At 34.2% G+C, this 9,821-nt stretch carries 8 protein-coding genes and 1 pseudogene; all 9 read left to right on the forward strand.

Annotated features, from left to right (window positions below; all coding sequences use genetic code 11):
- Nucleotides 1–168 precede the first annotated feature (168 nt).
- Nucleotides 169–615 carry an NUDIX domain-containing protein gene (locus tag I4N53_RS10300; protein WP_013151054.1) on the forward strand — a complete coding sequence of 149 codons (447 nt, stop codon included), beginning with the start codon at nt 169–171 and terminating at the stop codon, nt 613–615.
- A 102-nt stretch (nt 616–717) separates the two neighbouring features.
- Entirely contained in the window at nt 718–1,524 is an 807-nt protein-coding gene (gene noc / locus I4N53_RS10305) for a nucleoid occlusion protein (protein WP_012996273.1), read from the forward strand.
- A gap of 118 nt (nt 1,525–1,642) precedes the next feature.
- A complete protein-coding gene (locus I4N53_RS10310; protein ID WP_214496175.1) occupies nt 1,643–2,410 on the forward strand; it encodes a ParA family protein in 768 nt (255 codons plus the stop codon).
- Nucleotides 2,411–2,434: 24 nt separating this feature from the next.
- The gene (locus I4N53_RS10315) at nt 2,435–3,295 is read left to right on the forward strand and encodes a ParB/RepB/Spo0J family partition protein (protein ID WP_013151052.1); all 861 of its coding nucleotides are present in this window, start codon (nt 2,435–2,437) and stop codon (nt 3,293–3,295) included.
- Between the two features lie 369 nt (nt 3,296–3,664).
- Nucleotides 3,665–4,807, forward strand: a complete 1,143-nt coding sequence (locus I4N53_RS10320; RefSeq protein WP_013151051.1) for an aminotransferase class V-fold PLP-dependent enzyme — start codon at nt 3,665–3,667, stop codon at nt 4,805–4,807.
- 19 nt (nt 4,808–4,826) lie between these two features.
- Nucleotides 4,827–5,330: a DUF4446 family protein gene (locus I4N53_RS10325; protein WP_214496176.1), complete on the forward strand. Its 504-nt coding sequence runs from the start codon at nt 4,827–4,829 to the stop codon at nt 5,328–5,330.
- Nucleotides 5,331–5,349: 19 nt separating this feature from the next.
- Nucleotides 5,350–6,229 (forward strand): annotated as a pseudogene (locus I4N53_RS10330) (diacylglycerol kinase family protein).
- Between the two features lie 78 nt (nt 6,230–6,307).
- Nucleotides 6,308–7,129, forward strand: coding sequence for a cyanophycinase (locus tag I4N53_RS10335; protein WP_028992485.1), 822 nt, complete (start codon nt 6,308–6,310; stop codon nt 7,127–7,129).
- Nucleotides 7,126–9,756 carry a cyanophycin synthetase gene (cphA, locus tag I4N53_RS10340; protein ID WP_214496178.1) on the forward strand — a complete coding sequence of 877 codons (2,631 nt, stop codon included), beginning with the start codon at nt 7,126–7,128 and terminating at the stop codon, nt 9,754–9,756. The genes I4N53_RS10335 and cphA overlap by 4 nt, the downstream gene beginning before the upstream one ends.
- Nucleotides 9,757–9,821 lie beyond the last annotated feature (65 nt).

The following is a 9,821-nucleotide window of genomic DNA, read 5'->3' on the forward strand; positions in this document are numbered from 1 at the left end:
AGCGACGATGCAAAATATCTCCTTTGAATATTTTTTAACTTTGTCAACAAACTGTGCAGTCTAAAAGTAATTTTAGACTGCTTTTTTATTTTTATAAAATTTTTTGTGGTATAATTTTAATATAAATATCCTAAATAACTTACCAATTTTGGAAATGAGGGAAGGAAAATGTTAAAATTTAGAGCGAGCTTTTTAGTTGCGAGAGTGGTCATTGTTGAAGAAGGAAAAGTTCTCTTAGTAAAACATCAAGATGGGGAGGAAATAGCATGGGTTTTTCCTGGAGGCAGGGTAGAAGAAAATGAGTCAGTAGCAGAAGCTGCTATAAGAGAATGTAAAGAAGAAACAGGTTATGACATTGAACTTAAAGGTGTCTGTTATATTCAGGAATATGATATTTACTATGTGACGTATTTTTATTCTTCTATTATTGGGGGAAATTTGACCTTAGGAAGTGACCCTGAACTTCCTAAAGAGAAACAGATTTTAAGAGAGGTAAAATGGATTGAACTTAAGGATTTGAAAAGCTATCAAGTTTATCCTCAAAAATTGGCAGAGCTTATACAGCAAAAAAATTTTTTTAATAACCTTATTCCAGTGCCCGAAACTTTTTTATAATTTTTAACAATATATTTGAATTTAAGGAGGAATTTTACATTATTTGTCGAATATATATTGTAGAAAAATTTTTTAATTGTTTTAAGAGCGGGGTGTGTAAAAGTGGTATCGAGCAAAACACAAGAAATTTGTTATTTGCCGATTGATTCAATAAGGCCTAATCCCTATCAGCCGCGAAAGAACTTTGATATAAAGAATTTACAAGAATTAGCAGAGTCCATTAAAGCTTATGGGGTATTGCAACCTATTACTGTAAGAATGGTGCACAATAATTTTTATGAGTTAGTAGCGGGGGAAAGGCGGTTAAGGGCTTCTAAATTGGCAGGTCTTGCGGAGATACCAGCGATAATTATAAACGCGCAAGATGAAGACTCGGCTGTTTTAGCTTTAATTGAAAATTTACAAAGAGAAAATCTCAATTTTATTGAAGAGGCCGAAGCATATTATAATTTAATAAACGACCACCATTTAACACAGGAACAATTAGCAAGAATTCTGGGTAAAAGCCAATCAACTATTGCTAACAAATTGAGGATTTTGAAGCTTAGCAAAGAGATAAAAGAACAGCTATTGGAAAATGATTTAACGGAGCGGCATGCTAGGGCACTTTTGAGACTTCCTGATGAAGAGCTACAAAGAAAGGCACTAGAAATAATTATAAAGAAAAAATTAAACGTGAGTCAAACAGAAAAATTGATACAAAGTATGATAGACAAAATAACAAAGCCACCGGAACAAGTTAAAAAAGAAAACAAAAAAATGATGAAATTTTATAAGGATATAAGAATTTTTGTAAATACAGTGAAACAAGCTGTAGATTTGATGAAAAAATCTGGTGTGCCGGCAGAGTATATTGAAAATGATAAGGAAGAGTATATAGAGTTTGTAATCAAAATTTCAAAAAAGTAAAAGTTTTTTCACCCCCTTGATAATGTTCCATGTGGAACATTGATATAAACAATGATATAATAAACATATAAATTGATAACTCTTAAACATGTATTTGCATGCAAAAGGGGGTGAAAAAATGGGCAAAGTTATTGCCATCGCAAATCAAAAAGGTGGGGTTGGTAAAACTACCACAACTATAAACTTAGGATATTCTTTAGCAACACAAGGGAAAAAAGTTTTATGTATAGATATAGATCCTCAAAGTAATATGACAAGTGGGTTTGGGATAAACCCGGCTTCTTTAAAGCACACTACATATACGGTGCTGATTGAAGATGAAGATATAAAAAGTGCAATAATACCTTTAAAGGATTTAAAAGTTTCAATTGTTCCATCTAGTATTCAATTGGCAGGGGCAGAGATTGAATTAGTTCCTATGCTTTCGCGAGAATATAAATTAAAAAGTGCAGTAAATCCAATTAAAGATGAATTTGATTATACATTAATAGATTGTCCTCCATCACTTGGACTTTTGACTATAAATGCTCTTACTGCTGCTGATTCAGTAATTGTTCCGATTCAATGCGAATATTATGCTTTGGAAGGACTTACCCAACTTATGAACACCATCAATCTTGTAAAAAAGAGTCTAAACCTTCAACTCGAAATAGAGGGTGTAGTTCTCACTATGTTTAATGCCCGGACAAACTTATCTATACAAGTGGTGGATGAGGTGAAAAAATTTTTCAAGGAGAAAGTTTACAGAACAATTATTCCTCGAAATATTCGCTTGGGGGAAGCTCCAAGTTTTGGAAAACCAATTTCTATATATGACCCTAATTCCAAAGGAGCAGAGGCTTATGAGGAATTGGCATTAGAAGTGATAGAAAGGGCAGGAATATAAAAAATTTACAAAGGTGGTGATAAAATGGCGAGTAAAAAGGGATTAGGCAGAGGTTTGCAAGCACTTATACCTGAGTATCAGGGAGAGGAACCTCAGGGTGTAGAGACGATAAATATTGCCTATATTCATCCTAATCAATACCAACCGAGAAAACAGTTTAATGAAGAAAGTTTAAAAGAGTTAGCAGAATCTATTAAACAAAATGGAATTATTCAGCCAATTATAGTAAGAAAAGTGGCTTCTGGATATCAGATAGTAGCAGGAGAAAGACGTTGGAGAGCTGCTAAAATTGCGGGACTTTCTGAAATACCAGCAATTGTGAGAGATTTTGATGATTTACAGGTTATGGAAATAGCTTTGATTGAAAATTTGCAAAGAGAGGATTTAAATCCTATTGAGGAAGCAAAAGCATATAAAGCATTAATAGAGCAATTTAATCTCACACAAGAAGAGATATCTAAAAAAATTGGTAAGAGCCGCTCAGTAATTGCAAATAGCATAAGACTTCTAAATCTTGACGATAGAGTACAAGCAATGTTAGTAAAAGGGGAGATAACAATAGGCCATGCAAAGGTTATACTTTCTTTGCCAAGTAAAAATTTACAGTATGAGGCAGCAAAAAAAGTTGTTACAGAAAATTTAAACGTAAGAGAAACAGAAGACTTGGTGAAAAATCTTTTACGCAAAAATGGGAAAAGCTCTCAAAAAGGAAAATCAAACAGAATAGATATACATATCAAGGAAATAGAAGATAATTTATGTAGTTTTTTAGGAACAAAAGTGAAAATATCTCAAAGAGGTAAAAATAGAGGAATTATACAAATAGAATATTATAGTGACGAAGATTTGACAAGAATTATTGAACTTATTTATGGAAAGGAATAAAAAGTATTATAGACTCAATATAAAAGTCTCCTATTTATATGGAGGCTTTTAATTTTATTAAATCTAAAACAATGAACTTAGAGAGAGGTCAGACTTGAAGACATGTATGCCGGAGAACGATCCCATAGGTACGATGCTAAGGCCGGGAATCACGCAGAACCCAAGCAAGCTTTCGTTTAGCTTGCTGGACGATGGTGCATCCCAGCAAAACAGTTAACATTTATTAATGGGACACCTACAGAACTTAATACGAACTTTAATAGTTTTTTGTTGCTAATGAAAAAAAATAAATATAAAATATAGATAAGAACGCAAAAAGGAGGTTTACATATACTAATATGAGGAGATTTAATTTAAGGAGATAGGACTATGATTTATTTTGATAATGCTGCTACTTCTTGGCCTAAACCCGAGGAAGTGTATAAGGAAGTGGAAAAAACCTTAAGAAATTGCGGAAACCCTGGAAGAGGCGGACACAAAATGGCACTTGGAGCAGGAAGGGTTATTTTTGAGGCTAGGCAAGAGATAGGTAGCCTCTTTAACATAAAAAATCCTATGAGATTGGTACTTACATCTAATACAACAGAAGCTTTGAATATTGCCTTAAAAGGTGTTTTGAAAGAAGGGGATCATGTAATAACTTCTAGCATGGAGCATAATTCTATAATAAGACCTCTTATGACGCTAAAACAAAAGGGAATAGAAGTTACAATAGTGAAAGCAAATGGGGAAGGAAAGATTGACCCTGAGGATATAAAGAAAGCAATTGCAACAAACACAAAGATGATTGCCATAACTCACGCTTCCAATGTTACTGGTACAATAATGCCTATTGAGGAAATAGGAAATATTGCCCGGGAAATGAATTTGATTTTTTTGGTGGATGCAGCCCAGACGGCGGGTGTATTGCCTATAGATGTGGAAAAGCAAAATATTGATCTTTTAGCTTTTGCTGGCCACAAAGGATTGTACGGCCCTCAAGGTACAGGAGGGTTATATGTAAGAGAAGGCATAGAAATATTGCCTCTTGAAGAAGGGGGAACGGGAAGCAAGTCTGAGTCAATGTATCAACCTGATTTGATGCCAGACAAATTAGAAAGTGGAACTCCTAATACTCCAGGAATTGCGGGTCTTAAAGAAGGAGTAAAATTCGTAAAGTCTGTAGGTGTAGATAGTATTCGCCGGCAAGAAGAAAAACTTACAAAAATTTTAATAGAGGGATTAAAAGAAATAAAAGGAGTTAAAATTTATGGGCCTCAAAGGGTGGAGGAAAGAGTAGGAGTAGTTTCAGTGACACTAAAAGATAAAGATGTGGGAGAAATTAGTTATATTTTGGATAAGGATTTTAATATAGCTACTCGTTCGGGATTGCACTGTGCTCCGTTGGCTCATTCGACAATTGGCACATTAAGAACCGGAACTGTAAGATTTGGAATTGGATATTTTAACACTGAAGAAGAAGTAGAAAAAGCTATAAAAGCTATTGAAATAATTTCACAGAAAACATTCTGATGAATTGGAGGAGAAACTTATGCAAAATTTTTTAGGCATTATTTCTCAAAATGCTACACTGATTATCTTGTTTTTATCAGTTTTATCAATTATAGAATTAATTTTCATACTTATAATTAATGGGAAATTTTTAAGATTAAACAGGACTTATAATAAGGTGATTAAAACATTGGAAAAAGGAGATGTTTTTGATATTTTTTCTAGAATTCTTACCGAGAATGAAGATATAAAAAGCAAACTAGATAAGTTAAGAATAGATTTAAGTTCTTTAGATAAAGAAACAGAAACAGCAATTAAAAAAGTGGGGATAGTTAGGTATAATGCCTTTCCTGATGTAGGATCTGATTTAAGTTTTTCTATTGCCCTATTAGACAGCAATGACAATGGTATTGTTTTGTCGGGAATATACGGCAGGAATGAGACGGCTACTTTTGCAAAGCCTATTGAAAGAGGGCAATCTAAATATCCTCTTTCTGCTGAAGAAGTACAAGCTATAGAAAGAGCCAAAAGAAAAGCTTTATAAAAAACAGGGAGTGATAACCATGATTGCGTTTATTGTGAACCCGGTGGCAGGTGGAGGAAGGGCCTATCGGAAGATTCCAGAAATTAGAAGAATTATGAAAAAGAAATTAATCAATTACAAAATTTTTATAACAAAATATGCAGGAGAAGGGAAAATATTAGCAAGAAAAGCAGCTCTTAGTGGATTTAAAGTTGTGGCGGCAGTAGGAGGAGATGGTACTGTACTTGAAGTAGTAAATGGAATAAAAGGTACACAGGCTGCACTGGGAATTATTCCTGTAGGGACAGGAAACGACTTTGCGAGATTTTTCCACATACCTAGAAAGTTAGAAAAGGCTATTGATGTGCTTATAATGGGTAATATCAAAATTATAGACGGAGCTGTGATAAACGATATATTAACTTTTGGAAATATTACAAGCACAGGCATCGTTTCTGAAACAGCGGTAATGGCTGTGCGGTTCAAAAAATTTTTATCAGGGATATGGGTATATTTGACTGCCCTTTTAAATGTCCTCTTTAAATACAAGCCCTATTCTGTAAAAATAAAAATGGATGATAAAGAGTTAAATAGAGAAATAACAATTTTTGCAGCGGGAGTTTTAAGCTATTATGGAGGCGGATTAAAGCTTTTGCCGGGTGCTGATCCTAATGATGGCTATTTAGATGTCATGATTGTTGACAAAATAAGTAAGATTAAATTATTGGTTTTATTGCCCTTAGTTCTTTTTGGAACCCATACTAAACTTAAAATTGCAGAAGTTTATAAAGCGAAAAAAGTAGAAATAGAGGCAAATCGAGAAGTACCTGTTAGTGTCGATGGCGAAATGTTATATATCAAGAATCTGGAAATAAAAGTAGAAAAAGGATGCAATAAAATTATGTACTCTGAAAACATAATATAAAGTATATTGAGTTAAACTCTCAGGAATAATAAATTATGAAACCTGAGAGTTTATTATTTTTGGAGGCGGATAAATGGAAGAAGAAGTAAAAGGCAAGTTAGTTATCATAGGAGGAGCAGAAGACAAAGAGGACAAGTGCGAAATACTAAAAGAGGTTGTAAATTTAGCCGGGGGAAGAGAAAGTAAAATAATAATAATGACAACAGCGACAGAAAAACCAATGGAAGTCGGTAACTTGTATATTTCTATTTTTAAAAAATTGGGAGCACAGGATGTAAAAGTTGTAAATATAGATTCAAGGGAAGACAAGGAAATAAATTATGCAAGGGATGTACTTAAAGATTGCAGTTGTGTTTTTTTTACAGGTGGTGACCAATTGAGGATAACCAGTATTTTAGGAGGAAGTGGCATAGATAAATTGTTAAAACAATTGTATAAAGAAGGAACTTTAATTGTAGGTACAAGTGCAGGAGCTTCGGTGATGTCACAAACTATGATTGTGGAGGGAAATGATGAAGATTCTCCAAGGAAGTGCACTATCAAAATGGCTCCTGGATTAGGTTTATTAAAAGACGTAATAATTGACCAACATTTTGCACAAAGAGGGCGCATTGGAAGGCTTCTTGCAGCAATTGCTCAAAACCCAAACAATCTCGGAATAGGGATTGATGAAGATACAGCTATAGTTGTGGAGAAAAATAGCTTTAGAGTGATAGGTTCAAATGCTGTGACAGTAGTGGAGGGAAGAAAGTTAGAACACTCTAATGTTTCTGAATCAAGTCCTAATGAAATTTTAGCCCTCACCAATGTTATACTTCACATATTGCCATCCGGTTATGGTTATGATTTAGAAAAATGGATACCCAAAGTCAAGCTCAAGGAGGATAAAGTATGATTATTAAAGATATAAGGGTATATCGAGGGAGAAATATATACAGCCATAGACCTGTAATAAAAATGGCAGTAGATATAGAGAGATTAGATATCCCTACAAAAGATATACCCAATTTTAATGAGAAATTAATAGAATCACTTCCTGGCCTTTCAAAACATAGTTGTTCTTACGAGCATGAAGGGGGATTTTTAAAAAGATTAGAGGAAGGCACCTATTTACCCCATGTGACAGAGCATATAATTTTGGAACTACAAAATATGCTAGGATATGATGTAAAATTTGGAAGAGCAAGAACTATAGAAGGGAATCTGTATTATATAGTTTATGAATATGGATTGGAAGAGTGTGGGATAAGAGTAGGGAAATTAGCGGTTGAAATGGTAAATAAATTTGTACAAGGGGAAGAATTTGATTTAGAAGAGAGATTAGAGAAAATACGCAATATAATTGCTGAAATAGAACTGGGGCCTAGTACAATGGCTATAAAGAACGAAGCTCTAAAAGCAGGAATTCCAGTTACAAGGGTAGGAAATGGTAGTATCTTACGATTAGGTTATGGGAAATATCAAAAAATGATCGAAGGCACAATTTCACAAAATACCAGTTGCATTGCAGTAGACATAGCTTCAGATAAAATCTTGACAAAACAGATTCTAAAAGACCATGGATTTCCTGTGCCGGAGGGAGATGTTGCTTACAATGAAGAAGAGGCAATTGCTATTGCAGAAGAAATTGGATATCCTGTCGCTATAAAACCTTACAACGGAAATCAAGGCAAAGGAGTTCATTTAAACATAACCAATGGAGAAGAAGTAAGTATAGCTTATAGAAACGCCAAAGCTTACAGTGACCTTGTTATTGTAGAAAAACATATAAAGGGTAAACATTACAGAGTATTGGTTGTAGGCGAAAAAGTAGTAGCGGTAGCCGAAAAAATTCCTGCCCATGTAATAGGGGATGGGATTCACACTATTGAAGAGTTAGTGGAAATAGAAAATAAAAATCCTTTAAGGGGGAAAGGCCATGAAAAACCCCTTACAAAACTTACAATAGATACTATTTCTAAATTGACTCTTAAAAAACAAGGTTTTGATCTACAAGATGTTCCTAAAAAAGGTAAAAAAGTATTTTTGAGAGAAAGTGCAAACTTAAGTACAGGAGGAATTGCGATAGACAAGACGGATGAAATTCATCCAAACAATATAGAAATTGCTGTAAGAGCAGCGAAAGCTATTGGCCTTGATATAGCTGGTATAGACATTACAATGGAGGATATAAAAAAACCTCTAACTGAAAAAAATGGAGCGATAATTGAAATAAATGCATCTCCAGGAATAAGGATGCACCATTATCCTAGCAAAGGTAAACCGAGAAATGTAGCAAAGGCGATTGTAGATATGCTTTTTCCTAAAGGAAGCAAGGCCACAATTCCTATTATATCTATTACAGGCACAAATGGAAAAACTACAGTTACCAGAATGACAGCTCATATTTTAAAGACCTATGGCTATACTGTAGGAATGACTTGTACTGACGGCATTTATATCGATGACACCTGTGTCTACAAAGGTGATAATACCGGCCCAAAAAGTGCAAGAACTTGTCTAGCTGATAAAAACATAGATGCTGCAGTATTAGAAACAGCAAGAGGAGGTATTATAAGGGAAGGCTTAGGTTATGATTTGGCAGATGTAGGTGTAATAACCAATATTTCAGAAGACCATCTTGGCATTGATGGAATAAAGACTTTAGAAGACTTGGCTTTTGTTAAGTCTTTGGTGGTGGAAGCAGTAAAAGAAGGCGGCTACAGTGTTTTAAATGCTGACGATCCTATGACTCCTTATTTGGCTCAAAGGGCTAAAGGTAAAGTAATATACTTTTCAATGTACGATAATAACCTCACTGTGAAAAAGCATGTAGAAAAAGGCGGAATTGCAGTATATGTTAAAGATGGTGTCATCGTTATAGCAAATGGACAAATAATTCCTGTTGTAAAGATAGAGGAAATTCCTGCAGCTTTGTCAGGGAAAGTTTTGTATAATGTGGAAAATGCTCTTGCAGCTATCGCTGCTTCTTATGGTGTAAAAGTGCCTATAAATATTATTGCAAAGGGTATAAAGACATTTTACTGCGATACTACACACAATCCAGGGCGATTTAACTTATTTAATGTAGGTAATTTCCGTGTATTAGTAGATTATGGCCACAACATAGCTGGAATAAAAAGTGTAATAGAAGCAGCACAAAAACTTGATGCGAACAGGCTCATCGGTGTGATAGGAGTTCCAGGAGATAGAATAAATTCCAGCATATTAAAAGTAGGAGAAATTTGTGGTCAAGGATTTGACTTTATATATATAAAAGAAGATTTAGATTTAAGAGGTAGAAAACCGGGAGAAGTAGCTAAATTATTAGAACAAGGTGCAATAAAAGGGGGTATAGATAGGAAAAAAATAAAGACTATTTTAAAAGAGACAGAAGCATTAAGGGCGGCTATGTACAATGCTGAAGCAGGAGATTTAATAGTAGTCTTTTATGAAAAATATCAGCCAATTATAGAGGTGATAGAGGAGTTTATCAAAAACAAAGATTTGAAAAATATTGAAATAAAATTAGAAAGGGCTTGAGTTTAAGCCCTCAGTTTGTTGACAAAGTTAAAAAATATTCAAAGGAGATATTTTGCATCGTCGCT

The organism is Thermoanaerobacter sp. CM-CNRG TB177, from assembly GCF_018588165.1.
GTDB lineage: Bacteria > Bacillota > Thermoanaerobacteria > Thermoanaerobacterales > Thermoanaerobacteraceae > Thermoanaerobacter > Thermoanaerobacter thermocopriae.

Bases quoted from the DNA above. Each gene is read 5' to 3' on its own strand.
- I4N53_RS10310 (WP_214496175.1), top strand. From the start codon at position 1,643: ATGGGCAAAGTTATTGCCATCGCAAATCAAAAAGGTGGGGTTGGTAAA.
- I4N53_RS10335 (WP_028992485.1), top strand. From the start codon at position 6,308: ATGGAAGAAGAAGTAAAAGGCAAGTTAGTTATCATAGGAGGAGCAGAA.
- I4N53_RS10300 (WP_013151054.1), top strand. From the start codon at position 169: ATGTTAAAATTTAGAGCGAGCTTTTTAGTTGCGAGAGTGGTCATTGTT.
- I4N53_RS10325 (WP_214496176.1), top strand. From the start codon at position 4,827: ATGCAAAATTTTTTAGGCATTATTTCTCAAAATGCTACACTGATTATC.
- I4N53_RS10320 (WP_013151051.1), top strand. From the start codon at position 3,665: ATGATTTATTTTGATAATGCTGCTACTTCTTGGCCTAAACCCGAGGAA.
- I4N53_RS10315 (WP_013151052.1), top strand. From the start codon at position 2,435: ATGGCGAGTAAAAAGGGATTAGGCAGAGGTTTGCAAGCACTTATACCT.
- cphA (WP_214496178.1), top strand. From the start codon at position 7,126: ATGATTATTAAAGATATAAGGGTATATCGAGGGAGAAATATATACAGC.